This is a genomic window from Streptomyces sp. NTH33 (assembly GCF_003236365.1).
GTDB lineage: Bacteria > Actinomycetota > Actinomycetes > Streptomycetales > Streptomycetaceae > Streptomyces.
Window position 1 is genome coordinate 1 of sequence record NZ_POTZ01000048.1, and the last position, 26,689, is coordinate 26,689.

The 26,689-nt window shown below is 69.8% G+C and carries 24 protein-coding genes, 3 tRNA genes and 2 pseudogenes; 16 read left to right on the forward strand and 13 right to left on the reverse strand.

Annotated elements, in window-relative coordinates:
* The first annotated feature begins 218 nt into the window (after window positions 1-218).
* Both C1I97_RS07415 and C1I97_RS39735 read left to right on the forward strand, forming a co-directional pair.
* Entirely contained in the window at window positions 219-926 is a 708-nt protein-coding gene (locus C1I97_RS07415; RefSeq protein ID WP_111002430.1) for an ANTAR domain-containing response regulator, read from the forward strand.
* An 80-nt stretch (window positions 927-1,006) separates the two neighbouring features.
* Entirely contained in the window at window positions 1,007-1,171 is a 165-nt protein-coding gene (locus C1I97_RS39735) for a hypothetical protein (RefSeq protein WP_181446619.1), read from the forward strand.
* A gap of 189 nt (window positions 1,172-1,360) precedes the next feature.
* Here the strand turns inward: C1I97_RS39735 and C1I97_RS07420 are convergent.
* The 3 genes from C1I97_RS07420 to C1I97_RS07430 all read right to left on the reverse strand — a co-directional run bounded on the left by C1I97_RS07420 (window position 1,361) and on the right by C1I97_RS07430 (window position 1,777).
* A tRNA-Ile gene (locus tag C1I97_RS07420) sits at window positions 1,361-1,437 on the reverse strand.
* Window positions 1,438-1,626: 189 nt separating this feature from the next.
* A tRNA-Asn gene (locus C1I97_RS07425) sits at window positions 1,627-1,699 on the reverse strand.
* A gap of 5 nt (window positions 1,700-1,704) precedes the next feature.
* Window positions 1,705-1,777 (reverse strand) — tRNA-Asn (locus tag C1I97_RS07430).
* 145 nt (window positions 1,778-1,922) lie between these two features.
* Here C1I97_RS07430 and C1I97_RS07435 point away from each other — a divergent pair.
* The 4 genes from C1I97_RS07435 (at window position 1,923) to C1I97_RS07450 (ending at window position 7,796) form a co-directional block, all read left to right on the forward strand.
* Window positions 1,923-2,225 carry a YtxH domain-containing protein gene (locus C1I97_RS07435; protein ID WP_111002451.1) on the forward strand — a complete coding sequence of 101 codons (303 nt, stop codon included), beginning with the start codon at window positions 1,923-1,925 and terminating at the stop codon, window positions 2,223-2,225.
* A gap of 186 nt (window positions 2,226-2,411) precedes the next feature.
* Entirely contained in the window at window positions 2,412-3,866 is a 1,455-nt protein-coding gene (locus tag C1I97_RS07440) for a xylulokinase (protein ID WP_111002431.1), read from the forward strand.
* Window positions 3,867-4,140: 274 nt separating this feature from the next.
* Entirely contained in the window at window positions 4,141-5,874 is a 1,734-nt protein-coding gene (locus C1I97_RS07445) for an ABC transporter ATP-binding protein (RefSeq protein ID WP_111002432.1), read from the forward strand.
* Window positions 5,874-7,796 carry an ABC transporter ATP-binding protein gene (locus C1I97_RS07450; RefSeq protein WP_111002433.1) on the forward strand — a complete coding sequence of 641 codons (1,923 nt, stop codon included), beginning with the start codon at window positions 5,874-5,876 and terminating at the stop codon, window positions 7,794-7,796. The genes C1I97_RS07445 and C1I97_RS07450 overlap by 1 nt, the downstream gene beginning before the upstream one ends.
* Before the next feature lie 265 nt (window positions 7,797-8,061).
* Here the strand turns inward: C1I97_RS07450 and C1I97_RS07455 are convergent.
* From C1I97_RS07455 to C1I97_RS07470, 4 genes and pseudogenes are all read right to left on the reverse strand, one after another.
* A pseudogene (locus tag C1I97_RS07455) lies at window positions 8,062-9,315 on the reverse strand (RNA polymerase sigma factor).
* Window positions 9,316-9,445: 130 nt separating this feature from the next.
* Window positions 9,446-11,374 (reverse strand): DNA primase, encoded by a 1,929-nt coding sequence (dnaG, locus tag C1I97_RS07460; RefSeq protein ID WP_111002434.1) that lies wholly within the window; start codon window positions 11,372-11,374, stop codon window positions 9,446-9,448.
* Between the two features lie 75 nt (window positions 11,375-11,449).
* Window positions 11,450-12,715 carry an NAD(P)/FAD-dependent oxidoreductase gene (locus C1I97_RS07465; protein WP_111002435.1) on the reverse strand — a complete coding sequence of 422 codons (1,266 nt, stop codon included), beginning with the start codon at window positions 12,713-12,715 and terminating at the stop codon, window positions 11,450-11,452.
* A gap of 243 nt (window positions 12,716-12,958) precedes the next feature.
* Window positions 12,959-14,290: a deoxyguanosinetriphosphate triphosphohydrolase gene (locus C1I97_RS07470; protein ID WP_111002436.1), complete on the reverse strand. Its 1,332-nt coding sequence runs from the start codon at window positions 14,288-14,290 to the stop codon at window positions 12,959-12,961.
* Window positions 14,291-14,439: 149 nt separating this feature from the next.
* Here C1I97_RS07470 and C1I97_RS07475 point away from each other — a divergent pair, with 149 nt between their 5' ends.
* Window positions 14,440-15,126 (forward strand): SanA/YdcF family protein, encoded by a 687-nt coding sequence (locus C1I97_RS07475; RefSeq protein ID WP_111002437.1) that lies wholly within the window; start codon window positions 14,440-14,442, stop codon window positions 15,124-15,126.
* 10 nt (window positions 15,127-15,136) lie between these two features.
* On the opposite strand, the gene C1I97_RS07480 is transcribed toward C1I97_RS07475, so the two are convergent.
* Complete coding sequence (locus C1I97_RS07480) at window positions 15,137-15,586, reverse strand: gamma-glutamylcyclotransferase family protein (RefSeq protein WP_111002438.1); 450 nt, start codon at window positions 15,584-15,586, stop codon at window positions 15,137-15,139.
* A 125-nt stretch (window positions 15,587-15,711) separates the two neighbouring features.
* On the opposite strand from C1I97_RS07480, the gene C1I97_RS07485 reads away from it, so the two are divergent.
* On the forward strand, window positions 15,712-17,355 hold the full coding sequence (locus C1I97_RS07485) for a M4 family metallopeptidase (protein ID WP_111002439.1): 1,644 nt from the start codon (window positions 15,712-15,714) through the stop codon (window positions 17,353-17,355).
* Window positions 17,356-17,552: 197 nt separating this feature from the next.
* On the opposite strand, the gene C1I97_RS07490 is transcribed toward C1I97_RS07485, so the two are convergent.
* Both C1I97_RS07490 and C1I97_RS07495 read right to left on the reverse strand, forming a co-directional pair.
* Complete coding sequence (locus tag C1I97_RS07490; protein WP_111002440.1) at window positions 17,553-17,996, reverse strand: PIN domain-containing protein; 444 nt, start codon at window positions 17,994-17,996, stop codon at window positions 17,553-17,555.
* Entirely contained in the window at window positions 17,993-18,265 is a 273-nt protein-coding gene (locus tag C1I97_RS07495) for a CopG family transcriptional regulator (RefSeq protein ID WP_111002441.1), read from the reverse strand. The genes C1I97_RS07490 and C1I97_RS07495 overlap by 4 nt, the downstream gene beginning before the upstream one ends.
* A 469-nt stretch (window positions 18,266-18,734) precedes the next feature.
* Between C1I97_RS07495 and C1I97_RS07500 the strand changes: the two genes are divergently transcribed.
* The 4 genes from C1I97_RS07500 to C1I97_RS07515 are packed head-to-tail and all read left to right on the forward strand — an operon-like array spanning window position 18,735 to window position 22,901.
* Window positions 18,735-19,184: a hypothetical protein gene (locus C1I97_RS07500; RefSeq protein WP_111002442.1), complete on the forward strand. Its 450-nt coding sequence runs from the start codon at window positions 18,735-18,737 to the stop codon at window positions 19,182-19,184.
* The gene (locus tag C1I97_RS07505; protein ID WP_111002443.1) at window positions 19,184-21,397 is read left to right on the forward strand and encodes a DUF6571 family protein; all 2,214 of its coding nucleotides are present in this window, start codon (window positions 19,184-19,186) and stop codon (window positions 21,395-21,397) included. The genes C1I97_RS07500 and C1I97_RS07505 overlap by 1 nt, the downstream gene beginning before the upstream one ends.
* A gap of 26 nt (window positions 21,398-21,423) precedes the next feature.
* Window positions 21,424-22,341 (forward strand): hypothetical protein, encoded by a 918-nt coding sequence (locus C1I97_RS07510; RefSeq protein WP_146608176.1) that lies wholly within the window; start codon window positions 21,424-21,426, stop codon window positions 22,339-22,341.
* A gap of 11 nt (window positions 22,342-22,352) precedes the next feature.
* Window positions 22,353-22,901: a hypothetical protein gene (locus C1I97_RS07515; RefSeq protein ID WP_111002445.1), complete on the forward strand. Its 549-nt coding sequence runs from the start codon at window positions 22,353-22,355 to the stop codon at window positions 22,899-22,901.
* Between the two features lie 114 nt (window positions 22,902-23,015).
* On the opposite strand, the gene C1I97_RS07520 is transcribed toward C1I97_RS07515, so the two are convergent.
* The 3 genes and pseudogenes from C1I97_RS07520 to C1I97_RS07530 all read right to left on the reverse strand — a co-directional run.
* Window positions 23,016-23,258 carry a hypothetical protein gene (locus C1I97_RS07520; RefSeq protein ID WP_111002446.1) on the reverse strand — a complete coding sequence of 81 codons (243 nt, stop codon included), beginning with the start codon at window positions 23,256-23,258 and terminating at the stop codon, window positions 23,016-23,018.
* Window positions 23,255-23,503, reverse strand: a complete 249-nt coding sequence (locus tag C1I97_RS07525) for a hypothetical protein (RefSeq protein ID WP_111002447.1) — start codon at window positions 23,501-23,503, stop codon at window positions 23,255-23,257. The genes C1I97_RS07520 and C1I97_RS07525 overlap by 4 nt, the downstream gene beginning before the upstream one ends.
* 146 nt (window positions 23,504-23,649) lie before the next feature.
* Window positions 23,650-24,141, reverse strand: a pseudogene (locus C1I97_RS07530) (ATP-binding protein); the annotation flags it as partial.
* 26 nt (window positions 24,142-24,167) lie between these two features.
* On the opposite strand from C1I97_RS07530, the gene C1I97_RS07535 reads away from it, so the two are divergent.
* From C1I97_RS07535 to C1I97_RS07550, 4 genes are all read left to right on the forward strand, one after another.
* Window positions 24,168-25,055: a helix-turn-helix domain-containing protein gene (locus C1I97_RS07535; protein ID WP_258382461.1), complete on the forward strand. Its 888-nt coding sequence runs from the start codon at window positions 24,168-24,170 to the stop codon at window positions 25,053-25,055.
* 3 nt (window positions 25,056-25,058) lie between these two features.
* Window positions 25,059-25,259: a DUF397 domain-containing protein gene (locus tag C1I97_RS07540; protein ID WP_111002448.1), complete on the forward strand. Its 201-nt coding sequence runs from the start codon at window positions 25,059-25,061 to the stop codon at window positions 25,257-25,259.
* Window positions 25,243-25,671: a hypothetical protein gene (locus C1I97_RS07545; protein ID WP_111002449.1), complete on the forward strand. Its 429-nt coding sequence runs from the start codon at window positions 25,243-25,245 to the stop codon at window positions 25,669-25,671. The genes C1I97_RS07540 and C1I97_RS07545 overlap by 17 nt, the downstream gene beginning before the upstream one ends.
* Window positions 25,672-25,835: 164 nt before the next feature.
* Window positions 25,836-26,180: a Scr1 family TA system antitoxin-like transcriptional regulator gene (locus C1I97_RS07550; protein WP_369008353.1), complete on the forward strand. Its 345-nt coding sequence runs from the start codon at window positions 25,836-25,838 to the stop codon at window positions 26,178-26,180.
* The last annotated feature ends 509 nt before the right edge of the window (window positions 26,181-26,689 follow it).

Consider the following 26,689-nt stretch of genomic DNA (forward strand, 5'->3'; position numbering starts at 1 on the left):
TCTTACACAGGCCTATTCGTCGGCAGCGTCAGTGTGTATAAGAGACAGATCCCCCCTCGCGTGTACGCCGCCCGGGAGCGGGCAGGCGCAGGACAGCACCGCCGGGATTCCGCGGACCTCGTGTCGCCCGCGGGTGCGCCGGGCGCGGGCCGGCGGGGACAGGGAACGCGACGTCGCGAGGACGCGCGAGGACTGCCGAGGACGGACAAGGCGGGGACATGACCTCAGCGGCACCACAATCTCTCGCACGGTGGTTGAACGCTCCGGTCGACACACTCACGGTCGACGTACGCATGGACGCCGGCGGCCGTGCGGTGCTCATCGCGTGCGGGGAGCTGGTCCACGGCTGTGCCCAGACCCTGGCCGAGGCGCTGGCGGAGCTGCCGCCGGGCACCCGCCGGGTCGACGTGGACCTGTCCGGGGTGACCTTCATGGACACCGCGGGGCTGGGTTTCCTGGACATCCTCGACGACCACGGCCGGCGTCATCCGGTCCAGGTGACCGCGACCGGCTGGGCGGGCCAGCCGCGCCGCGTCCTGGAACTGGCCGGCCTGGACACCACCGACCCCCTGCACCCGCCGGCCGACGGGACGGGACCGGTCCGGCCCGAGCCGCGGGTCGCCTCCGCGGTGGCCCTGGAGCGGGCGGAGCGGCTGCTGCAACTGCAGACGGAGATCGAACAGCTCCGCCAGGCCATCGCCTCCCGCCCGGTCATCGACCAGGCCCGCGGTATCCTGATGGCCACCCACGCGTGCACGCCGGAGCAGGCGTGGGACATCCTGCGGGAGACCTCCCAGCGGTCCAACATCAAGCTGCGCACGGTGGCAGCCGCGGTCACCAAGGGCGTCCGGAGCGACGGACCCCCGCCTCCGGAGGAGGTACGCACGGCGCTGCGGACGGCGATCGCGCACAGCGTCGGCGTGTGAAAGGCGCGACGGTGGCGGGCGCGTTCCGGGGTACCCGGTCCGCGGACGAGTGACCAGTCCCGTCCGCAGGAGTCACCACCATGAGAGAACACACCCCTTCCCAGGCCGAGGGCGAACGCGACGACAACGACACGCGGCGCACCGCCGAGCCGTCGGACACGCCGTACCCGACTCCCTCCCAGGCCGAGGGCGACCGCGACGACCTGCCCGAGACGGCGGACGCCGCCGACGGCGACGGCCCCTGACGGAGGAAAACGCGGGTTCCTGACACCATGTGGCCCGACCGTGCGATCCCTTCCCCCGTCCGGGTGCAAAACACCTCCAACACGCACCGGCGGCCCCCGGATCGTCTTCCGGGGGCCGCAGACTTGGTCGAAGCGCGTCGAAGCGACCTGCGAAACCGCAGGTCAGATCGATTCTGCATGGGTAGTGCCTGGTGGGGCGGGTGGGACTCGAACCCACGGCCGACGGATTATGAGTCCGTTGCTCTAACCGGCTGAGCTACCGCCCCGTCGCGGCGTGTCGCGTACAAGTGTGCGCGCCGTCTGCCGCAGCATAGCCGCTCATACGATCTCCTGCTTCGGGTGGTCGTCCTCTGCGGCCCTTCACGACCTCGAAGGACTTCACCGCTGTCGCGGCGGTTGCCACGGACAGGGGTCCGAGCATGAAAAAGGACCCCGGAGGGTCCTCGTTCACCAGGCTCCCCCGACTGGACTCGAACCAGTAACCTGCCGGTTAACAGCCGGCTGCTCTGCCAATTGAGCTACGGAGGACCGAGCTCCCCCGACTGGACTCGAACCAGTAACCTGCCGGTTAACAGCCGGCTGCTCTGCCAATTGAGCTACGGAGGAATGCCTCGTTGCATCGAACGCACCCACCTGGGTATCCGCCAGGGGGCGAGCGCTCGCTGCGACACATACATTAGCGCAAGCAGGGGGGTGCTCCGCCAATCAGTACTCCTGCGTGTGACCTCGAGGTAAGGGAAGGGTGGCCACCATGCGGTACCGGCTCGCGTTCTTCGCAGGGCTCGCCGTGGGTTTCGTGCTGGGCGCGAGGGCCGGGCGCGAACGTTACGAGCAGATCAAGCAGTCCGCCCGTCAGGTCGCCCAGAACCCCGCGGTGCGCAACACCGCCGAGAGCGCGGCCCAGCAGAGCCGTCAGTTCGCGGGCAAGGCCTACCACACGGTCAGCGAGAAGGTGGGCGACCACGTCCCCGAGGCGGTGGCCCACCGCATGCGCACCCTGCGAGCCCACACCAACGGCAGCGCCGAGGACGACTGGGGCACGAGCAACACGTGAACGGCGCCTCGTAAGCACCGGGCACGGCCACTTCCCCAGGGGCGCGGGGCCGTGCCCCTGTGCGGCTCCGCCGCACAGGGGCGATCAGCCACAGAGCACCCGCACCCGCCGCACAACCCACACGTGCCACGGCACCCACGACGCCCACGGCCGAAGCAAGCGCAGCGATACGGCAGAATTTCGGCCATGGGGATAGTCGCCGGGTTGGACAGCTCGCCCGATTTCACTCGTATCGTCGTCTGCGACACGGACACCGGCTCCGTGCTCAGGCAGGGATATGCTCCGCACCCGGTGGAGAACACCCAGGGCGGCGGCCGCCCCGCCGACGTCGACCCGCAGGCCTGGCTGCTGTCCCTCGGGGAGGCCGCCGGCGGCGGGCTCCTGGAGGGCGTGCAGGCGATCGGCGTGTCGGCGCAGCAGAACACGCTGGTCCCGATCGACGCCCAGGGCGCCACCGTCCGCCCCGCGCTGGTCGGCGGCGACCGGCGGGCCCAGGTCGCCGCGGCCGATCTGGTCGACGCGCTCGGCGGCCGTGAGGCCTGGGCGCAGGCCGTCGGCTGTGTGCCGCAGGCCTCGCTGCCGGTGACCAAGCTGCGTTGGCTCGCCAAGAGCGAACCCGAGGCCGCCCGGCGCACCGCGCTCCTGCTGCAGGCGCACGACTGGCTGGTGTGGCAGCTGCTGGGCCGCCCGCCGCGCCGCACCACCGACCGCGGCGGCGCCTCCGGCACCGGCTACTGGTCCGCCGCCACCGGCGCCTACCGCCCCGACCTGGTGGAGTTGGCGCTCGGCCACCAGGCCGCGCTCCCCGACGTGATCGGCCCCGCGGAGGCGGCCGGTACGACGCCGGAGGGGCTGCTGATCTCGGCCGGGACCGGGGAGACCATGGCCGCCGCCTTCGGGCTCGGGCTGGGGCTGGGCGACGCGGTGGTGTCGCTGGGCGCCTCCGGTTCGGCGATGGCGGTCCACCCCGAGGCGCTCGTGGACCGGGCGGGGATGATCACCTCGCTGGCCGACGCCACCGGCATGCACCTTCCGGTCGTGACCACGCTGAACGCCGTACGGGCGCTGCGCGGCACCGCCGAACTGCTGGGCCTGCCCGACCTGGAGGCCCTGTCCGACCTGGCGATGAAGTCCACGCCGGGCTCCCACGGGCTCGTCCTGCTGCCCTACCTGGAGGGCGAGCGCACCCCCAGCCTGCCGCACACCGCGGGAACGCTCGCGGGCCTCAGGCGCGAGTCGATGAAGCCGGAGCACCTGGCGCGGGCCTCGTTCGAGGGCATGCTGTGCGGGCTCGCGGACGCGCTGGACGTGCTGCGCGGCCGGGGTGTGGAGGTGCGCCGCGTCTTCCTGCTCGGGCCGGCCGCCGAGCTGCCCGCCGTACAGGCCGCCGCGCCCTCGCTGTTCGGGGCGCAGGTCGTCGTACCGCAGCCCGCGGACTACGCCGCGATCGGCGCCGCCCGGCAGGCCGCCTGGGCGCTCGGCGTGTCACAGGGCACCCTGGACCCGCGCACCCCGCCGGTCTGGCAGGGCGCGGTCGCCCAGGTCCTGGAGCCCGGCGAGGAACTGGCGGTGGGCCAGGCGGTGCGCCAGCAGTACGTGTCGGTGCGCGAGCAGATCCATCCGGGGGCGTTCCAGGCATAACGGTCACCCATATGAGGGAATTTGAGACATACCGGTTCACCCGTGCGGCGGACAGGACGGCGCAGGGCCACCGCAGGATCACCGTAGAGCCGTCATAGGACCGTCGCAGGACCGCCATAGGACCGTCGTAGGACCGTCGTAGGACCAATGGCCGAGCGGGGCTCGGTCGTCGGCCCGCGGCCGGGTTAATCGGTTGAGGTAACACGGGTGGAGTGTTCGACGATAGGGGCCAGGGGACACGACCGCCCCCGCCGCCGACCCGAAGAGACCGAGCGTGCTCATAAGACTTCTGCGGACCTATCTCAGGCCGTACAAAAAGCCCATAGCCCTTCTGGTGCTGCTGCAGTTCCTGCAGACCTGCGCCACCCTCTACCTGCCCACGCTGAACGCCCACATCATCGACAACGGTGTGGTGAAGGGTGACACCGGTTACATCCTGACGTTCGGTGCCGTGATGCTCGGCATCTCGCTGACGCAGGTGGTGTGCAACATCGGTGCCGTCTACTTCGGCGCCCGGACCGCCTCCGCCCTCGGCCGGGACGTACGGGCGGACGTCTTCGACCGTGTGCAGTCCTTCTCGGCACGTGAGGTCGGCCACTTCGGCGCGCCCTCCCTCATCACGCGTACGACGAACGACGTGCAGCAGGTCCAGATGCTGGCCCTGATGACGTTCACGCTGATGGTGTCGGCGCCCATCATGTGCGTGGGCGGTGTCGTCCTGGCCCTCGGCCTGGACGTGCCGCTGTCGGCCGTCCTGGTCGCCGTCGTACCGGTGCTCGGCGTCTGCGTGACCCTGATCGTGCGCCGGCTGCGCCCGCTGTTCCGGTCCATGCAGACGCGTCTGGACACGGTGAACCGGGTGCTGCGCGAGCAGATCACCGGCAACCGCGTGATCCGCGCCTTCGTCCGCGACGAGTACGAGAAGGACCGCTTCCGCGGGGCCAACGCGGACCTGACGGAGATGTCGCTGGCCACCGGACGCTGGCTGGCGCTGATGTTCCCGATCGTGATGACGGTGGTCAACCTGTCGTCCATCGCCGTGGTGTGGTTCGGCGCCCACCGCATCGACAGCGGCGGGATGCAGATCGGCGACCTGACCGCGTTCCTCGCCTATCTGATGCAGATCGTGATGTCCGTGATGATGGCCACCTTCATGTTCATGATGGTGCCGCGCGCGGAGGTGTGCGCCGAGCGCATCCACGAGGTCCTGGACACCGACTCCAGCGTCGTGCCGCCGGCCGCGCCCGTGGTCGAGCTGCGCCGCCACGGCCACCTGGAGATCCGCGGTGCCGGCTTCCGCTACCCGGGGGCCGAGGAGCCCGTGCTGAAGGCCGTCGACCTGGTGGCCCGCCCCGGCGAGGTGACCGCCGTCATCGGCTCCACCGGCAGCGGCAAGTCCACCCTGCTCGGGCTGGTGCCCCGCCTGTTCGACGCGACCGACGGCGAGGTCCTCGTCGACGGCATGGACGTGCGGACCGTCGAGCCCAAGCTGCTGGCGAGGACGGTCGGCCTGGTGCCGCAGAAGCCGTACCTGTTCGCCGGCACGGTGGCCACCAACCTGCGCTACGGCAACCCGGACGCCACCGACGAGGAGCTGTGGCACGCGCTGGAGGTGGCGCAGGCCAAGGACTTCGTCAGCAAGCTGGAGGGCGGCCTCGACGCGCCGATCGCCCAGGGCGGCACGAACGTGTCGGGCGGTCAGCGCCAGCGGCTCGCCATCGCCCGCACCCTCGTGCAGCGTCCGGAGATCTACCTCTTCGACGACTCCTTCTCCGCCCTCGACTACGCCACCGACGCGGCCCTGCGCGCGGCGCTGACGCGCGAGACCGCCGAGGCGACCGTCGTCATCGTCGCCCAGCGGGTGGCGACCATCCGGGACGCCGACCGGATCCTCGTCCTGGACGAGGGACGCGTCGTCGGCGCCGGCCGCCACCACGAGCTGATGGCGGACAACGAGACCTACCGGGAGATCGTGCTCTCCCAGCTGACGGAAGCGGAGGCTGCCTGATGGCCGGGCCGATGGGGCGGATGGCGGGCGGCCCCGACAGCCGCTCGCTGAACTTCAAGGAGTCGGGCAGACGGCTCGTCGCCCGGTTCAGGCCCGAACGGGTCACGGTCGGCGCCTTGGTGCTGTGCGTGGTCGTGAGCGTCGCGCTCAGCGTGATCGGGCCGAAGATCCTCGGCAGGGCCACCGACCTGGTCTTCGCGGGGATCGTCGGACGGCGGATGCCGGCCGGGGCGACCAAGGAGCAGGCCCTCGACGCGATGCGGGAGCGCGGGCAGGGCGCCGTCGCCGACATGCTCAGGAGCACCGACTTCATCCCGGGCCGGGGCATCGACTTCGGCGCCGTCGGCGAGGTGCTGCTGTTCGCGCTGGGTACGTTCCTGGTGGCCGGTCTGCTGATGGCGGTGGCGACGCGGCTGGTGAACCGGGTGGTGAACCGGACCATGTTCCGGATGCGCGAGGACGTGCAGACGAAGCTGTCGCGGCTGCCGCTGTCGTACTTCGACAAGCAGCAGCGCGGCGAGGTGCTCTCCCGCGCCACCAACGACATCGACAACATCGGGCAGACCCTGAACCAGTCGATGGGCCAGCTCATCAACTCGCTGCTGACCATCATCGGCGTGCTCGCCATGATGTTCTACGTCTCCTGGATCCTGGCCCTGGTCGCGCTGGTGACCGTGCCGCTGTCGTTCGTCGTCGCCACGCGCGTGGGCAAGCGGTCGCAGCCGCACTTCGTGCAGCAGTGGAGCTCCACCGGCAAGCTGAACGCCCACATCGAGGAGATGTACACCGGGCACACGCTGGTGAAGGTGTTCGGCCGGCAGGAGGAGTCGGCGAAGCAGTTCGCCGAGCAGAACGAGGCGCTGTACGAGGCCGGGTTCAAGGCGCAGTTCAACAGCGGCGTCATGCAGCCGCTGATGATGTTCGTGTCGAACATCAACTACGTGCTGGTCGCGGTCGTCGGCGGTCTGCGGGTGGCGTCGGGCGCACTGTCGATCGGTGACGTGCAGGCCTTCATCCAGTACTCGCGGCAGTTCTCGATGCCGCTGACCCAGGTGGCGTCGATGGCGAACCTGGTGCAGTCGGGCGTCGCCTCGGCCGAGCGGGTCTTCGAACTCCTGGACGCCGAGGAGCAGGAGGCGGATCCGGTGCCGGGCGTGCGGCCGGAGGAACTGCGCGGGCGGGTGGCGCTGGAGCACGTGTCGTTCCGCTACGACCCCGACCAGCCGCTCATCGAGGACCTGTCGCTGACGGTGGAGCCGGGCCACACGGTCGCGATCGTCGGCCCGACCGGCGCCGGCAAGACCACGCTGGTCAACCTGCTGATGCGGTTCTACGACGTCACCGGCGGGCGCATCACGCTGGACGGGGTGGACATCGCGCGCATGTCGCGGGACGAACTGCGCTCCGGGATCGGCATGGTGCTGCAGGACACCTGGCTGTTCGGCGGCACCATCGCGGAGAACATCGCCTACGGCGCCTCCCGCGAGGTCACCCGGGGGGAGATCGAGGAGGCCGCGCGGGCCGCGCACGCCGACCGGTTCATCCGTACGCTGCCCGACGGCTACGACACCGTGCTGGACGACGAGGGCTCCGGGGTGAGCGCCGGTGAGAAGCAGCTCATCACCATCGCGCGGGCGTTCCTGTCCGACCCGGTGATCCTCGTCCTGGACGAGGCGACGAGCTCGGTCGACACCCGTACCGAGGTGCTGATCCAGAAGGCGATGGCCAAACTCCAGCACGGCCGGACGTCGTTCGTCATCGCGCACCGGCTCTCCACGATCCGGGACGCCGACACGATCCTCGTGATGGAGAACGGGTCGATCGTCGAACAGGGCTCCCACGATGAGCTGTTGACGGCCGACGGGGCGTACGCGCGGCTGTACAGGGCGCAGTTCGCGCAGGCGGTGGCCGAGGTCGACTGAGCCGCGAGGTCCTGTCCGGCCGTTCGCGTCGGTTCGGCCCGCGGCGTCATGGGGGTTCCCTGCTCGCGCGAAGCCGAGGGCTCGGGGGAGTCGTGCCTCGCAAGGCGGAGGGTCGCCCGCGTACCGGGTGTACGTGGACGTGCCCGGCAACACGGCGAGGCGCGGCTCCCCGGGGGCACCTCCCAGCCGCCGGGCCGGGGAGCGTCGCGGGCCCGGCGGGAATCGCCGGACAGGCCCTGGGGGCCGCTGTACGGGCGGCCCCCTTTCAGTCGAGGTATCCCCTGAGCTGGTCGGCGAAGGCGTGGTCGCGGAGCTTGTTGAGGGTCTTGGACTCGATCTGGCGGATCCGCTCCCGGGTGACGCCGAAGATGCGCCCTATCTCCTCCAGGGTGCGGGGCCGCCCGTCGACGAGCCCGTACCGGAGCTGGACGACCTTCCGCTCGCGCTCCCCCAGCGTGGACAGCACGGCCTCCAGGTGTTCGCGCAGCAGCAGGAACGCCGCCGACTCGACGGGCGAGGCGGCGTCGCCGTCCTCGATGAGGTCGCCGAGGGCCACGTCGTCCTCCTCGCCGACCGGGGCGTGCAGGGAGACCGGCTCCTGGGCCAGCCGCAGCACCTCGCCGACCCGCTCGGGCGGCAGGTCGAGGTGGGCGGCCACCTCGGCGGGGGCCGGCTCGTAGCCGCGCTCCTGCAGCATGCGCCGCTGCACCCGCACCACCCGGTTGATGAGTTCGACGACGTGCACGGGCACGCGGATGGTGCGGGCCTGGTCGGCCAGGGCGCGGGACATGGCCTGGCGGATCCACCAGGTGGCGTAGGTGGAGAACTTGTAGCCGCGGGCGTAGTCGAACTTCTCCACGGCCCGGATGAGCCCGAGGTTGCCCTCCTGCACGAGGTCGAGCATGGTGAGCCCGCGGCCGACGTACCTCTTGGCCACGGACACGACGAGCCGCAGGTTGGCCTCGATGAGCCGGCGCTTGGCCATCCGGCCCAGGACGACGAGCCGGTCCAGGTCGAGGGCGAGCCGGCTGTCCAGGTCCGGGGTGTTGTTCAGCTTCTCCTCGGCGAACAGCCCGGCCTCCACGCGCCGGGCGAGGTCGACCTCCTCGGCGGCGGTGAGCAGCGGGATGCGGCCGATCTCCCGCAGGTACTGGCGGAACAGGTCGGAGGAGGGCCCGCCGCCGCTCTCGGTGCGGGCGGGGGCGGCCGGTGCGACGGGCTCGGTGCCCTCCAGGACGCCGGCAAGCGGCTCCTCCGGCTCCGTCTCGGGGTGGGAGACCATCCGGCCCTGCGGGGGTACGGCGGCGATGACGTCGGCCGTGGGGACGTCGGTGTGGGTGAGGGTCCGGGTCTGCACGGGGGGCGACCTCCAGGGTGATCGCTGCTGAGGCGAGCGACAGCGGTACTCGGGGGGCGGAGTCGGCGGCCTCGCCGCTGTCCGCCCCGTACGCGATGAGCGAAGCCGCGGGGTGTGGGACCCGTGGGGGACGGACCGGCCGCGCTCCGAGGACTCAGGCACCGCCCCCCAGTGTGGAGTACGACACATCACGGCCACGAGGGTCGTGCGGTGACTTTTTGCGTCCGGTCCGTGACGGGGCGGTCACCCGGCTCGCGGGCGGCGGCCTGCGGCCACCTCTACGCGGCCGCCCTCACAGCGCCGCCGCTCCCCGCTCGCGCAGTGACTGGTCGTACTGCTGGAGAACCCACAACTCGTTCTGCACGGCGACCAGTTGGGCGGGGTCGCCACCGGTGCTGAGGCGGGTGACCGTGCTCTGGAGGTCGCGGATGCGGCGTTCGACCGCGCGGCGGCGGACCGTGACCAGCTGGGCGCCGGCGTAGGCCTCGTCGACCTCCCTGCGGAGCAGGATCGCCTCCACCGCCAGCTCCGTGACCATCGCGCGGACCGTGTCGTCCGGGGCCGCCTCGCGGACGCGGACCAGGTACTCCTGCGGGTCGCCCACGCCGTACTCCGCACCGCCCGCGTCCAGGATCGCCTGGCGTACGGAGGCGTACGGCGGGGCGGTGAACTCGTCCACGCCGTAGGCGTCGAAGGCCGGGGAGACCAGCTCCGGGCGCTGCAGGGCGAGTTTCAGCAGCTCGCGTTCGGTGGCGTAGACCGGGTTGCGCAGGTTGAGCGCCGGGCCGCGGGGCGTGTGCTGCGCGGGGGCGTACTGCTGCTGCGGCCCCCGCTGCTGCCGGTCCGGCGCGGGGCCGCGCCCACCGCGCTCACCGCGTTCGCCGCGTTCGCGGGCCCAACGGGCCAGCTGGGCCACCCGCTTGACCACGAACTGGGTGTCGAGGATGCCGAGCAGCCCGGCGAGCTGGACGGCGACCTCGTGCTGGGCGCCCCGGTTCTTGATGCGGGCCACGACCGGCGCCGCCTCGTCCAGAGCGGCGGCACGGCCGGCCGGGGTGTCGAGGTCGTAGCGGGCGACGATCTGGCGCAGCGCGAACTCGAAGAGCGGGGTGCGCGGTTCGGCCAGGTCGGCGACCGCCTCGTCACCCTTGGCCAGCCGCAGGTCGCAGGGGTCCATGCCGTCCGGGGCGATCGCGATGTAGGTCTCGGCGGCGAACTTCTGGTCGTCCTCGAAGGCACGCAGCGCCGCCTTCTGGCCGGCCGCGTCGCCGTCGAAGGTGAAGATCACGCGGGCCGAGCCGTTGTCCATCAGCAGCCGGCGCAGGATCTTGATGTGGTCGCCGCCGAAGGCCGTGCCGCAGGTGGCGATGGCGGTCGTGACGCCCGCCAGGTGGCAGGCCATGACGTCCGTGTAGCCCTCGACCACGACCGCGCGGGAGGTCTTCGCGATCTCCTTCTTCGCCAGGTCGATGCCGTACAGCACCTGGGACTTCCGGTAGATCGCCGTCTCGGGGGTGTTGAGGTACTTCGGCCCGTTGTCCGCCTCGTACAGCTTGCGCGCGCCGAAGCCGACGACCTCGCCGCCGATGTCGCGGATCGGCCACATCAGCCGGCCGCGGAAGCGGTCGATGGGGCCGCGGCGGCCCTCCTGGGACAGGCCGGACAGGAGCAGTTCCTTGTCGGTGAAGCCCTTGCCGCGCAGGAAGCGGGTGAGGTGGTCCCAGCCCTGGGGGCTGTAGCCGACGCCGAAGTGCACGGCGGCGGCCTGGTCGAAGCCGCGCTCGGCGAGGAAGACCCGGCCGGTCTCGGCCTCGGCCGAGGTCGCGAGCTGCTCGGCGTACCACTCGGCGGCCAGCTTGTGCGCCTCGACCAGGCGGATGCGCTCGCCGCGCTGGTGGGCGGGGTTGTACCCGCCCTCCTCGTAGCGCAGGGTGATGCCGGCCTGGGCGGCCAGCCGCTCGACCGCCTCCGAGAAGGAGAGGTGGTCGATCTTCATCACGAACGTGATGGTGTCGCCGCCCTCCTGGCAGCCGAAGCAGTGGAAGAGTCCCTTGCTCGGGCTGACCTGGAAGGACGGCGACTTCTCGTCGTGGAACGGGCACAGGCCCTTCAGGTTGCCCCCGCCCGCGTTCCGCAGCTGGAGGTACTCGGACACCACGGCGTCGATCGGGACCGCGTCCCGTACCGCCTTCACGTCCTCGTCATTGATCCGTCCGGCCACGCCTGAAGTCTACGAAAGCCCGCCGGCACTCCCGACCGGCGACCTCGGCCACCTCGGCCATCTCGGCTACTTCGGCTACGAGGCCAGGCCGTCCAGCGGAACGTGCGGGTCCGCCAGCGCCTCCGTGTCCACCTGTGCCTGCGTGCGGATCAGGTGCTGGATCGGATCCGTGACGTCCCACACGTTGACGTTCATCCCGGCGAGCACCCGGCCCTCCTTCACCCAGAACGCGATGAATTCCCTCTTTCCGGCGTCCCCGCGGATCACCACCTCGTCGTACGACCCCGGCGGCGCCCACCCGCTGTACTCCATCCCCAGGTCGTACTGGTCGGTGAAGAAGTAGGGCACGCGGTCGTACACGACCTCCTGGCCGAGCATCGCGCGGGCCGCGGCCGGGCCGCCGTTCAGCGCGTTGGCCCAGTGCTCCACCCGCAGCCGGGTGTCGAACAGCCCGTGCGGGAAGGAGGCCACGTCACCGGCCGCGTAGATGTCCGGGTCGGACGTGCGCAGCCGCTCGTCCACCGCGATGCCGCCGCCGTGGGCCCGGTCGGCCAGCTCCAGGCCCGCCGACTCCGCGAGGGCGATCCGCGGCGCGGCGCCGATCGCGGCGAGCACGCCGTGGCAGGGGTGCTCCTCGCCGTCGTCGGTGCGGACGGCGAGCACCACGCCGTCCTGGCCGACGATCTCGGTGAGCCGGGCGCCGAAGCGGAAGCGGACGCCGTGCTCGCGGTGCAGCTCGGCGAAGATCTGGCCGAGCTCGGGACCGAGCACGTGGTGCAGCGGGGTGGCGGACGGCTCGACGACGGTGACCTCGGCGCCGTACTCGCGGGCCGCCGCCGCGACCTCCAGGCCGATCCAGCCGGCCCCCGCGATCACCAGGTGGCCGTTGTCCCGGCCGAGGTGGGCCAGGACGCTCCTCAGGCGCTCGGCGTGGGCGAGGCGGCGCAGGTGGTGGACGCCCGCGAGGCCGGTGCCGGGGACGTCCAGGCGGCGCGGCTCGGCGCCGGTGGCCAGCAGCAGCTTGTCGTAGCGCACATGGGTGCCGTCCTCGCCGTAGTGGACGGTCTTCGCGGCCCGGTCGACGGCGTCGACCGTCTGGCCGAGGTGCAGTTCGACGTCGTTGCGCGCGTACCAGGCGGGCTCGTGCACGAAGACGCTGCCGCGCTCCTGCTTGCCGAGCAGATAGCCCTTGGACAGCGGGGGGCGCTCGTAGGGGTGGTCGCGCTCGTCGCAGACGAGGATCACGCGGCCGGTGAAGCCCTCCGCGCGGAGGGCCTCGGCCGCCTTCGCACCGGCCAGGCCACCTCCGACGATGACGAATGTCTGATCCGCGTCGACCACTTGTTGCCTCCTGCCGGGGGTCCGGGGGGTGTCCCCCCAGAGAACACTGTGGGTGCCGCCACATGCGAGCGTCCCGCACGGAGCGTGTTGCGGGAAGAGGGAGTGGCCCGTTCAGGCCACGGAGAGTCACGTGTGTCCCACTGGGTATCCCCCGTGTCGGTAAGAGCGCTGTCAATGTCGCTGTGGGTGTCGCTGTGGGTGTCGCTGCCGGCGTTACTGCGGGTGTCGCTGCCGGTGTCACTGTCAGTGTCCTGCGCGGCCCGTCAGCCGCGCGTGCAGCGAGCGGGCGGAGGCGTCGGTCAGGGAGGCGATCTGGTCGACGAGCACGCGCTTGCGCGCCCGGTCGTCACCGGCCTGGTCGAACAGGGCGCGGAACTGCGGGTCCAGGCCCTCGGGGGCCCGGGCGGTCAGCGCCTCGGCGAGCTCGGCGACCACGATCCGCTGGTCGGCGCGGAGCCGCTCCTGCTCGGCGCGCTGCATGACGTACCGGTCGGCGACGGCCTTGAGGACCGCGCACTCCATTCGGGTGCTTCCGGGCACGACGAGCTCGGCGCCGTACCGCGTCAGGCGCCCGCTGCCGTACCTCTGCCGGGTGGCGCCCTCGGCGGCCAGGCAGAAGCGGCCGATGAGCTGGCTGGTGGCGTCCTTCAGACGGGCCTGGGCGACCGCCGAGCCGTCGTAGCCGTGCGGCCACCACTCCTGGTCCAGGAGGCGGTCGAGGGCCTCGGCCAGCTCCTCGGTGTCGGTGCCGGCCGGGGCGTAGCGGCCGACGGCGACCGCGAAGACCGCCTGCCGCTCGGGTTCGGCGTGCAGGCAGTTCGGGTCGATGTGGCCGGCGTGCAGGCCGTCCTCCACATCGTGCACCGAGTACGCCACGTCGTCCGCCCAGTCCATGACCTGGGCCTCGAAGCACGTGCGCGTGCCGGGCGCGTCCTTGCGCACCCAGTCGAAGACCGGCCGGTCGTCCTCGTAGACCCCGAACTTGGCCGAGGCCGGGTCGGTGGGGTGCTCGCCGCGCGGCCAGGGGTACTTGGTGGCGGCGTCGAGGGCGGCGCGGGTGAGGTTGAGACCGACGCTGACCAGTTCGTCCGTCCGGGGATCGGGGACGAAGCGCTTGGGTTCGATCCGGGTGAGCAGGCGCAGCGACTGGGCGTTGCCCTCGAAGCCGCCGCAGTCCTCGGCGAACTCGTTCAGCGCCTGCTCGCCGTTGTGCCCGAAGGGCGGGTGGCCCAGGTCGTGGGAGAGGCAGGCGGCCTCGACGAGGTCCGGGTCGCAGCCGAGCGCGGCGCCCAGCTCGCGGCCCACCTGGGCGCACTCCAGCGAGTGGGTGAGCCGGGTGCGGGGGCTGGCGTCCCAGGCCTGGCTGCGCGTGCCCGGCGTGACCACCTGCGTCTTGCCGGCCAGGCGCCTGAGCGCCGCGGAGTGCAGCACGCGCGCGCGGTCGCGCTGGAAGGCGGTACGTCCCGGCCGCTTGTCCGGCTCGGCGGCCCACCGCTCGACGGTCGACGCCTCGTAGCCGGCCGGCGGCACGTGGTTCTCGTACGTCCCGGCTGCCTCGTATGCGATCCCTTCCATGCCTCGACACTAAGGGCACCCACCGACATTCGGGATCTCCCGGACCGTTTCCGGCCGGGTTCGGTGAACCGGACCGCCGCGCGCCGCGTCCTTGATCGTGTCGAGACCGAGCGAGGCCCGCCGGGGCCGCCTGGGGAGGGGACCGTCCGATGCGCCGACCGTCGTGGACACGACCGCGCCTGCCACGTACGCGTGCCGGACGGCGGCGGCTGGTGCAGGCGGTGATGGCCGTGTGCGTGCTGGCGCTGCTTCCGGCGACGTGGACGTACGTCGTGGCCGGCGACCGGCTGCGGACCACGGCGGACGCGCCGCGCACCGAGGTGGCCGTCGTCTTCGGCGCGGGCCTGTGGGACGGCGAGCCGTCGCCGTACCTGGCGCACCGGCTGGACGCGGCGGCGAAGCTGTACCACGAGGGCAGGGTCAAGGTGCTCCTGGTCACCGGCGACAACAGCCGCGAGGAGTACGACGAGCCGGACGCCATGCGCGCGTATCTGACGAAGCGCGGCGTGCCGGGCATGCGCGTCGTGAGCGACTACGCCGGCTTCGACACCTGGGACTCCTGTGTGCGGGCGAAGAAGATCTTCGGCGTGGACCGGGCGGTCCTGGTCACCCAGGGCTTCCACGTCCGGCGCGCGGTCGCCCTGTGCCGGGCGGCGGGCGTGGACTCCTATGGCGTCGGCGTGGACGCCAAGCACGACGTCACCTGGTACTACGGCGGCACCCGCGAGGTGTTCGCGGCCGGCAAGGCGGTCCTGGACGCCGTGTTCCGGCCGGACCCGAAGTTCCTGGGCCGCGAGGAGCACGGCATCACCCGCGCCCTGACCGACGCCGGCTGACGCGCCCGCCTCACGGATGGCCGGCGGTCCGGCCCCGCACCGTCCAGTCCCCGCCCTCGATGCGCGTGCCGCCGGCCAGCAACTGTGTCGTGACGGACGGTCCGGCGACGTACACCCAGGCGCGCACGGAAGCGCCGTCGCTCTCGCGGACCACCTGTCGTTCGACGCGCTCGTACAAGCTGCGCGGGTCGCCGGCCACGTAACACTCCAGCCGGTCCAGGGCGGTGAGCACCTGCCGGTACTCCTCCGGCAGGGCGGACACCAACTCGCCCCGCACCACTCCGCCCGGCTCCTCCACGGCGTACGGATAGCCGGGTCCGTCGTAGAGCACCGCGCCGGCCAGCCGGGCGGGTTCCTCGGAGCGGGTGCGGCCGCGCAGGAACACGGCGTGGTTGTTCTCGCCGGGGCGCAGGGTGCCGTAGACGAAGAACGGGAGCGGTGCAGGCGTCGAAGGCGTCACAGAAACGATTCTGCCTCCCCAACATCACCACGCGGGCGCTATGGACATGACATGTCATGGCCACTTAAATCTCAGACGACAGCGCAACCCCATGCGCCCGAGGGCGCCCGCGCTCAAGGAGACCGATGAGTCGGACACGGCACATCCGAGCTTCCCGCCTCGCCACGGCCGGCATAGCCGCCACCGCGGCCACCCTGCTGGCCGCCGCACTCTCCCCCGCCGCGCACGCGGAGAACAGACCCACCCGGGCCACCGCGATCGAGAACGCCGCCTCGGCGCTCGAAAGCCACGCCGCGGCTCTGGGCCTCACCTCCGCGGAGGGCACGACCGTACGGGACGTGGTCGTCGACAAGGACGGTACGCAGCACGTCCGCTACGACCGTACCTACCGCCAGCTGCCGGTCCTGGGCGGCGACTTCGTCGTCCACCTGACCCCCGACGGCACCTACCGCGGCGCGAACCGGGCCTCGAAGGGCACGGTCTCCCTCGCGAGCACCGCGCCCAAGCTGTCCGCCCCGAAGGCCGCCGACCTCGCGGTGGACGAGCTGCGCGCGGAGAACCGCGGCGCGAAGCTGAAGCAGGTCAAGGCCAAGCCCGAGCTGATCGTCGACGCCCTGCACGGCGCCCCGCGCCTGGCCTGGCGCACCGTCGCGGCCGGCCTGGACTCCCTCGGCAACCCGGTGGCCCGTACGGTCCTGACCGACGCCCGCACCGGCGCGCGGATCGACGCCTGGGACAGCATCGAGACGGCGGCGGGCGACGGCCAGTCGCTCTACAGCGGCACGGTGCCGCTGGAGACCACGCTGTCGGGCTCGTCGTACCAGCTCAAGGACCCGACGCGCGGCAACACGTACACGGGCGACGCGGCGAACAAGACCGACCTGTGCTTCCTCGGCATCTGCTTCCAGCGCGCCCCCGCCACGGTCTTCACGGACGCCGACAACCACTGGGGCACCGGCACGACCGCGGACCGCTCCTCGGCGGCGGTCGACGCGCAGTACGGCACCAACGAGACCTGGGACTACTACAAGAACGTCCACGGCCGCAACGGCATCGCGGGCGACGGCAAGGGCTCGTACAACCGCGTCCACTACGGCAGCAATTACAACAACGCCTTCTGGGACGACAGTTGCTTCTGCATGACGTACGGCGACGGTGACGGCACGACGTTCGGCCCGCTGGTGGCCCTGGACGTGGCCGGCCACGAGATGTCGCACGGCGTCACGTCCAAGACGGCGGCGCTGACGTACTCGGGCGAGTCCGGCGGCCTGAACGAGGCGACCTCCGACATCTTCGGCACGCTGGTGGAGTGGTACGCGAACAACTCCGCCGACGCGGGCGACTACCTGATCGGCGAGAAGATCGTCCGCTCCGGCTTCGGCAAGGCGGCCCTGCGGTTCATGGACAAGCCGTCCAGGGACGGCAGTTCGGCCGACTGCTGGAGCAGTTCGGTGGGCAACCTCGACGTCCACTACTCCTCGGGCGTCGCCAACCACTTCGCCTACCTGCTCGCCGAGGGCAGCGGCGCCAAGACCCTCAACGGCGTCGACTACAACTCCCCCACCTGCAACAACTCCACGGTGACGGGCATCGGCCGCGACAAGCTCGGCAAGATCTGGTACCGGGCGCTGACGGTCTACATGACGTCCTCGACGAAGTACGCCGGCGCGAGGACGGCCACCCTGAACGCCGCCAAGGACCTCTACGGCGCGGGCAGCACGGAGTACAACGCGGTGGCGGCGGCCTGGAGCGCGGTCAACGTCAACTGAGGCACTCCGGCACTTGAGCGACGCGGCCGTCCCCGCCTTCACGGCTGGGGCGGCCGCCGCGCCGGTCGGCAAGGCGGTCGCTCAGCCTGGTCTTGCGGAGAACCGGGGGAATCCGGAAAGCCGGGCACGCGGAAGGCACGAGCGCCCGGCGGACACATCCCTTCCGGCAGAGGGGACTTCGATGCCGGAGGACCGCGTCAGAGCGGCAGGTCGTCGGGGAGCACCCGGAACGACTTGTGGCGCCCCAGAGGACGTACGGCGCGGAAGTCCCGTCGGTCGAGGGTGAGGATCGCGTCGGTGTCGTAGTCGGCGGCAAGGGCCACGTTCACGGCGTCGGCGAGGTCGAGGTCCAGGGAGCCGTAGCGAACACGGACGGACTGGGCGGTGCCCAGGTGATCCTCTGTGATCTCCGGCATGACGATGCGGCCCCGGCTCATCCAGCGCCGCAGGTCGTCGACCGCGCTGTGGGCGGCCTCCCGCCCGAGCTCGCGCGTGGCGACGTGATCAAGTTCCGCCAGCAGGAGCGGGGACATGATCAGAAGCCCCGCGGACATGATCGCCTCGTTCGCCGTCCCGTGCTCCGGATGCGTCGAGTCGAGGGCGGCAAGGAGGCCGGACGTGTCGGCGATGACGACGATCATGCGGCGGTTCCGGCCCGTGGGTCGGAGTCCGTCTCGCGACGGACCGCATCGGCGACCGCGTCACGGACCTCCGCCTTGGACGGCGTACGGCCCGGCCCCTCGAACGTGCGCGAGAACAACGGCTCGTCCCAGACACGGTTCGCCATGGCCGCGAGATGGATCCCCTGCCGGATGATCTCGGCCTCGCTTATCCCACGTCGCTTGGCCGCCTCCTTGATGATCGCCAGATCCTCGGGGTCGGCATAGACGTTCGTGCGCTTCATGGACATGTACCAAGGCTAGCCCATGTACCAGAATGATGTATGTCAGCAGATCTCCGGCCCTCGCACACGCAGCAGCCCCCACTGCGGACAGGTCCTGTTCCCTTGAGGGAGGCACCTGCGTGTGCCGCTCGCCGCTCCACACCTCCAGGACCACGCTTCCGGCGGTCCGCCCCCGGAGGCCCGGCCGACGCCCTGCGTGTCGGCGCCGGGGGGAGCGGATACTCAGGCCGCGACCGGGCCGATCCACCACTGGTTGGAGGCCGTGCTCGCCGCCCTCGCTGAGGCGGGCATCGCGGACGAGCGACGGGGCGTCGCCCTGCATCGAACTTCTGAAGCGATGCTCACAGGCTGCCGCCGCCGACAGGGGCGGCCATCGTACGAGACACCCCTCCCTTGTAGGCACGCAACGCACATCTGTAGGTTCGCGGAAGATCCAATGGTTGCGACGACGTCACACGCGGGGGAGACGCCTCACATGGCATGGGACGAGTGGGAACAACTCAAGGCAGAGGCGGCGCAGCGTCGTTCGGCACAGATGCAGTTGAACCAGATCGCCGACCCGGGAGGAGGCAGTGGACCTCCCCGAGGTGATCTCACCGTGTCCCAGAAGGACCTCAAGGCGGTGGGTGACGCCGCCTACGAGCTGTACAAGGACTTCAACCAGTACAGCGATCTCGCGCGCACCTCTTCGATGGCAGCCGCCGAAGGCCTGGCGGGCCAGGGCTTCCTCATCGGAGAGGCACTCGACCACGTAGCCGTACGGTGGGTGGACCAAGTGCGGAACCTGCTCGACGCGTGTGTGCACATCTACTCGCACCTGGACTTCACCAAGGCCGTCCACAAGGGTGACGACGAACGGACCTACGCCGCGCTCAGCAGTATCTCCACGCTGGACAAGGGCTTCGACCAGCACAGGGGCTACTGATGGATCTGAACACACTGCTGCACGGCAACTTCGCAAAACTCGGCGAGGCGATCTCCGACTGGGAAACCATGACCAAGAAACTGGAAACCGTCGAGCGGGACGCACGGGACAACCTCAAAGCCAAGGCCGAGAAAGCACGTTGGGCGGGTGTCAACGCCACGGTCTCCCGAGAGTTCGTGGCGAAGACGGCGGACGAGTTCGCCGACGCGCACACGCAGGCACAGAGCATCACCAACATCCTGCGTGACACCCGTGAAGAGCTCATCACCTACCGCACCCATCTCCAGGAGGCCATCGAGCGCGGGCGGAAGAAGAACCTGACGGTGGCGGATGACGGGTGCGGGATGTTCCACGTCCAGATAAACATCCACCCCGACCGCGCGGCCAAGGGCACCACAGTGCCCGAACACGACGAGCTCGATGTGGAGCTGCTCCGCGACGAGGTGCAGAAGATCCTCAGCAAGGCGGCGGAGAGTGACAGCTCAGCGGCGCGCGTCCTGAAGTCCCTCGTCGACAGCGTCAAGACCGGATTCGCGGACTCCGACTACCGGGACCGCGATGAGGCCGTCGCCGCGGAGAAGAAGGCCGAGCAGGACACGAAGGACGCCAAGGAGGCCGCGCGACTGTACACCCGGCTCGACGGTCTCAACGACGAGGAAATGAAGAGACTCGCCGAGCTGACCGAGAAGGGAAAGAACTCCCCGGTCTTCGCGAGCGAGTTGGTGAAGAACCTGAGCTACCGCGGCCGCGACGGGCAGGAGGCCCTGCTGCTGCTCTCCCAGAACCTGCAGGGCGGTGGCCGCGACGGCCGGGTGTCCGACACCGAAGTTCGTCTGCGCAACGCCCTGTCGGCCAACCTCGCCACCGCGACCCGCCCCGACGCACCCCTCGGCCCCAGTGGCGGCCGGCCCTCGGACTGGGTCGAGCAGCTCCTCAAGACAGCCCGCGAGGGCAACGGCCTCCCCGCGCAGCACCCCGGGGCTCTGAACGGTGGCGCCACAGGCCTGGGTGCGCTGACCAAGCTCATGGGAGCTGGAGACGCGGTCCACGACGGCAGTCTGCTGTCGGCCGTCGGTGACGAGATCCGGGACTACGAGACACACACCAAGCGCCCGTATCCAGGCATGGACAACTGGACGGGCACCCAGGAAGATCCGATGAGTGGCCTGATGCAGGCCATGAGTCGCAACCCCAATGCCGCCGAGTCCTACTTCGACCCGAACAAGAACGACAACCTCGACTACTTCCTCAAGAAGCGCGACTGGCCCGGAGGCGACGTCGAGAACAAGATGCCGCAGGAGCTGATCGACACTTCGGCTCGCCACTACTTCGGCGATGCCTTGGAAGCGGCCGCGACCGGTCATAAGCCCGGGATCGACACTCCGAAGATCCCAGCCCGGCACGACCCGACGCAGGCGGCGATCTTCTCCGATGTGGTCAAGGCGTACGGCAAGAACATCGTGGGCGACCCGCAAGGTGGCATGCCGGCCGGGCTCCGCGGTGCGATGGGAGGCATGTTCTCCGACTACATAGGCGACATCCACCAGCTCCTCGGCCAGGAACGCAACGAGCCGACCGATTTCAGCGGTCTGACCGTCAAGAAAGAAGACCTGATTCCCGCGATACGCGCGATGGCGGAGGACGGAAACGCGTTCGGAAAGATGCACGACGCCGAGACGTCATACGTCTCCCAGGAGCTCGGCAAGTACGACATCCAGGCGTTTGTGGACGCCGATGCAATCGGCGCCGATAAGCTGCAGGCATTCGTGGGACAGTCCAACATGACGCTCGGGCAGATGGACGCGGTGCGTGCGGATGTCATCTACCAGATGGGCGAGGACAAGAAGAGCATCAACAACTGGAACAAGATGATGCAGTACCACATGATCGGCGGCCCGGTCACAGGCATCCCGCTGGCGGGCGACACAATTCAGCGCTTGGTCGACGTGGGCACCGCGGAGTACTTGGACAATCTCAACTCCAAGGTGGACAAGGAGACTCGGCAGAATCTCGCTGGTCACTTCTCCGCGGGCCATCAGCAGGTCGACAAAATGCTCGAACAGATGGTGCGCAGCAAACTGCCGAAGAGTCAGTGGTACTTGATGGACGAAGATCCAGGGCAGTTCGAGACTCATCTCCAGAAAGACGGCCTGACGGAATACAATAATGGTCTGACGATCGGCGTCGGTTTCATGGGAGAGGTTGCAGGTTGATGAACCGACGAAAGACAAGGACCATCGTGGCCGCAGCGGTGGCGATGGGGGTGGCAACCGCCGGAGTGATCGTCGGCGTATTGCGTGGCGGGGGCGACGGCAGCCCAGCAGCGGAGCAGAGCGCTTTCTGCTGGGGTGCGCTGAAACGCGGCGATGTCGCCGCGCTGAGTGTGCACCCGCTCCAGCGGTACGCATCCGACGAGGGAAACCTCAAGGGAAGCACGCGCGCGGACTGCCAGGTGGGAGCGGGCCTGGACGCGCATGGCGTGATGAAGCAGACGCAGTTCCGGTTGTCGGTGGGCGGTGCCCCCGTGAACACCGTCTGGTACATGGCGGACGACGTGGCAGGGGTCTCTCTCGTGCGGGCGCCGATCGCGGGGGTGCCCGGCTGGATCAACCGGAGCATGGCGGGGGTGCTGCTGCCCGCGTCGTGTACCGGCAAACTACAGTTCGGCAACCCGGTGTACGTCCGACTGCAAGTAGAAGACGACCAGGACGAGACGTGGCGCGACGGCACGCTTCAGAAGCGAATGACAGATGTCCTGATGACGGCAGCGACCGGCCTCACACGTCAACTCGGTTGCTCGGAAACTACGTTCGCATCACCCGATACGGCTCCGCGGTTGCTTGAAGAGCATGCTCCCGCCGCCGGAAAGGCGTGCGGCCTGCCCGGCTTTACCGCTCCCGTGAGGTTCTCCAAGGAGTATGTGACCGAGGGAGACTTCCGGCTCTGGAGTTGCTCGCTCGGCACCGGAGCCGACGCGGTGCACTTCACCGTCACGCAGGACCCGTACCTGGTGTTCCTGAACACCACAGGATCCGCCCACCGGCATGCCGTCCTGACATGCGGAGGAAAGCGGACCCTTGTGCAGACCGATACGCAGGACACGGACCTCGCACGCAGCTTCCGTACGGCAGTGGCGCACAGGGCCAACTGCGCATGATGTCAAAGGGCGTGCGCGGCGGACTGGTCGGAGCGACCGCCGTCCTGGCCGTGACAGCAACGTTGGCGGGGATCAAACTGCGGGGGCCGCAGGAAAAGACCGCCGACCCGGACGCGATGTGCTGGGGCGCGCTGTCCCGAGCACAGGCGAAGCCGTTGCTCAGCACGGAACGTCCCGTAACCGCCACGGAAACGGCCCCGGACGAGCGGGAAGCGACGTGTGACGTCAGAACCGGTGACAAAGACCAAGACATACAGTTCGTGCTTTCGCTGCAGGACGGAGCACTGGACAACGTCACCCCGCCCGAAGGAGTCAAGCGCCTGACGGGCAGTCGTGCGGGTTGGGTCACCCAGGCCCGAGGCCAGATCCGTCTCTCGGATTCCTGCGCCTACGCGCTCAACCGCACCACTGCGAGCCGTGTCGACCTTGTCCTCGCCACCACCATCCAGGTACGCAAGCACTACCACTGGAAGTCCGAAGTCCTGGTCCCCCGGATCAGTCAGGTACTGACGGAGGCGGCGGAGAAGATCGAACGCAAGTACAAGTGCGCGTCCGAATGAGGGCGAGACGACGCAAGAGGGGCAGCGCCCGAGGAAAGTTGAGTCCTTGAACCGAGCACCCGATCGTTCGACCAACACGACCGTCCTCGCCTTCACGGCTGGGGCGACCGTTTCTCACAGCCCGGGAATCAGCCTGACCACGGTGACGGTCAGGATGGTGCCGGAGACGTAGTAGAGCACGACGGCGCCCAGAACGGTCGCCTCGCGTCGGTCGCGCTCGCCTCTGACCGCGGTCGATCCGTGCCCGTACGGGTCGTGGCCGAGGGTTCGCGCCACCGTTTCCTTGAATGCCTCGCCGTCTCGCATCTTGCTCAAGGTGTCGTCGGCCGGCGGCGCATAGGTGATGCGGTACCTCAAGCGGCTCCCCGCCTTTCGGCCTCGTCCGCCGCGAGCCGTTCCAGCAGTGCCTCGGACTCCGGGTCGGGCACGGCTTCCAGCATCCAGTGGCGCATGACGGCATGGATGTCGTGCACGCCGGCCTCGTTGACCGCACGGTCGAATTCCGGGCGGCGCTCCTCGGGGAGCGCTGCGCGGATGCCGGGGATGCTGTTGGGGACCTCGACCTCGGCACCGTTGACGAAGGTCTTGAGCGGTTCGGCCATGGTCGTCGTCCTCCTCGGCGGCGGGGCTCGCTGTCGCCACGGTAGCCGTGTGGTGGCGGCTGGGCCACGACGTCCAGCTCGCACCACACGGACTTTCCGACGGTGAGCCGCTCCACGCCCCACCGGTCGGCGACCTCCCGGACGATGAGCAGCCCGCGCCCGAACATGTCGTCCGGCGAGGCCTCACCCGGGGCCGGGAGCACCTCCCCCTTCGGGTCGGAGACGGAGACGCGTACGGCCCGTTCGGTGAGGGTGAGTTCGACGCGGAAGAGCCTGTCCCGCAGGCATCCGTGCAGGACGGCGTTGCCACCGAGCTCGGAGACCAACAGAGCGGCGTCGGCAGCGAGTTCCGGGTGACCCCAGTCGGTGAGGAGACGGTGGGCCCGGCGCCGGGCGAGGGTGACGCTCTTCGGCAGTGGCGTGCAGTCGAGCCGGTCGTACTGGAGCGGGTTGCAGGGGGCGACCGAGTCGCCCACCTCCGGGCAGTGACGGGCAGCGCCGACGCCTGAACCGGCAGCGCTGCGCGATCGGCTCGTCGCCGACCGTAGAAGCGGCGCACCTTTGCGCGCAAGTTCCTCTCGGAGGAATTCCCCCCAACGGGTTTGCGTGCCGCTCACACATCGCGTCAGACTGATCACGCGTGGACACCACGAGGAGCGCCAACGTGACCGCGAGTCAGGCGATGCAAGGCAACAGCACGTCCACCGTCCTGGGGCGTCGACTGGGTGGAGAGCTCATCAAGTTGCGCACGGCTGCGGGTCTGACTCAGACCCACGCGGCCAAGGCGCTCACCGCCTCCACCACGAAAGTCGCGAAGATGGAGGGCGGCTGGGTGCCCATGCGCGACCCTGACATTCGCGCGCTGTGCGAGCTGTACGGCGCCCACGACTCCGGAATCGTCAGTTCGCTCCTGGAACTGGCACGGGTCGACCGAGAGCGACGCAAGGCCAAGGGCTGGTGGGACGACTACACGATCCACGGCGTCATGCAGGAGTACGTCACGCTGGAGAGCGCGGCAACAACCGTCAAGGCGTGGCAGCCGTCCTTCGTACCCGGCCTGCTCCAAACCCCGGAGTACATCGTGGACCTGAGGGGAGACCTCAGTCCAGCAACGATCAAAAACCCGGCGTCTGACGAGGAGTTCGTCGCCGCGCGGCTCGCGCGCCAGCAACTGCTCGCCCAGGACCCACCGCTCACATTCCAGACAGTGATCTACGAAGCCGCACTGCGGAACTTCCCCGGCGGGACGGCAGCGGTCCGCGGACAGCTCGACCACCTTCTGAAAACGGCCGACCTCCCGAACGTCTCACTGCGAATCTTCCCCTTCGGCGCAGGTACGCATCCCGGTCTGAACGGCTCGTTCAACATCCTCTCGTTCGCCGAACCCGGCGCCATGGACGTCGTCTACGTGGAAGCCCCCTTCGCTCAACGATGGGTGGAGGGCGGCGAGGGTGCCGCGGCTTACGATGAACTGTTCGAGGTAATCACCGAACACTCTCTCGGCGAGGACGAGTCGACTTCATTCCTCCGCAGGCTTCGAAGGGAACTGTGAGCCGTGCCCGACTTCCGGTACCGCAAGTCCAGCTACAGCGATCAGGTGGCCGAGTGCGTGGAAGTAGCCACCAACATCCCCACCACCGTCGCCATACGAGACTCCAAGCACCCCACCGGCCCGTCCCTCCGCGTCACCCCGACCGCATGGACGGCCTTCCAGCGAACCGTGCGAGAAGGACTGACGTGTGACCAGCCGGACTGACGGCCCCGGTCGCGAACTCGTACTCGTCGACGGCCTGAGCCCTGCGGACGTCGCGCTCGTTCACCGCGAGGCTCTTCGCGTACTGCGCCACAGCATCGACGCCGCACACCTCGACGCCTACAGCGACGACGCCTGGCCGCCTGCGGTGCTGCCTTCGTACGAACGCGTGCTGTCCCTGGCCCGGGAGGCGGTGGCGGACGGCACTCGCTCCCGGCTCTGCGACCCCGGGACGGGGATCGACATCGACGTCCGCGACGACGGGCAGTTCGGGGTGCTCTCGGACTTGGTTCCCTACACGATCAACGCCGAAGGCCGACGAGGAGACCGGCTGGTCTTCAGCGCGAGTGACTCGGGGCGTCCCTGTGGATCACCCTCACACAGGAGCAAGAGGAAGAATTCCTCTCCCGGTTGAACGGGCTGGGGATCCCGTCGACCACGTTTGCCGTCCGACGATGTGGACGCTGAGGGGCATACACCACGGGGCCGGTCTCTGCCCTCGGCCAGGCGGACTTGGCCACATGCCGACGGAGCCGACCGTCCTCATCCGTTCACCCCGCACCTTGCACCCCTGCTTACGTGTGTGCCCTGAGGGCAGACCGGCCGATCGCTCGCTCGGCGGAGGACGAGGAGTTCGTGGCAACCCGTCTCGCCCGGCAACGGCGCCTGTCGGACGACCGGCCTCTTGCCTTCCGGGCAGTGATCCACGAGGCGGAGCAGCCGGACATCACATTGCTGATCCATCCCTTCAGTGCAGGTCCGCACGTGGGACCGAGCAGCGCGTTCAACGTCATCTCGTTCGCCGAACCCAAAGCCTTGGACGTGGTCTACCTGGAAATCCCCTTCACCCGCCTGTGGATCGAGGGCGGTGACGGGGCCGCGGCCCACGACAAACTGTTCGAAGCCCGGTCGTGTCCCGCCTGATGGTGCAAGCGACCTTGCTCGACGCGTTCCGGTGAGCCGCACGTCGGCCTCCCTGTGAGACAACGGCTCCGCATCGCGCGCGGCTGACCTGCCGTCAGCGCCATGGGCGGCCCCTGAACCGCATCGATACGGCGGTGACCTGCGCGCTCCACGTACTTGACCGGCTGCGCCACCCGGCGGGACGCGATCTCCCGGGAGGGGGCTCATGGCACCCATCCTGCTGAAAAGGTGAGCACCCGGCAGGTGAATGTCCCTCATGCACTCAAACGAGCGGCGTGTGAACACTGGAGGCCGAAATGCTCACACTTTTCAGAGGGGTAGGTGCCTCCTGGCCGGGCGTCGAGGGGACGTGTCCCACGACGGGGTGCAGGTGATCAAGCCCTTCGCGTTCCGGTCCGAGGTCCGTGGCGACCTCCGGGAAAGCGGCAGCCCGCGAAGGGGCCCGTCGAGACGGACCGGACACTCGATCCGGCGAAGCCGGCCGTCCCCCACCAGCCCCTCCCTTCACG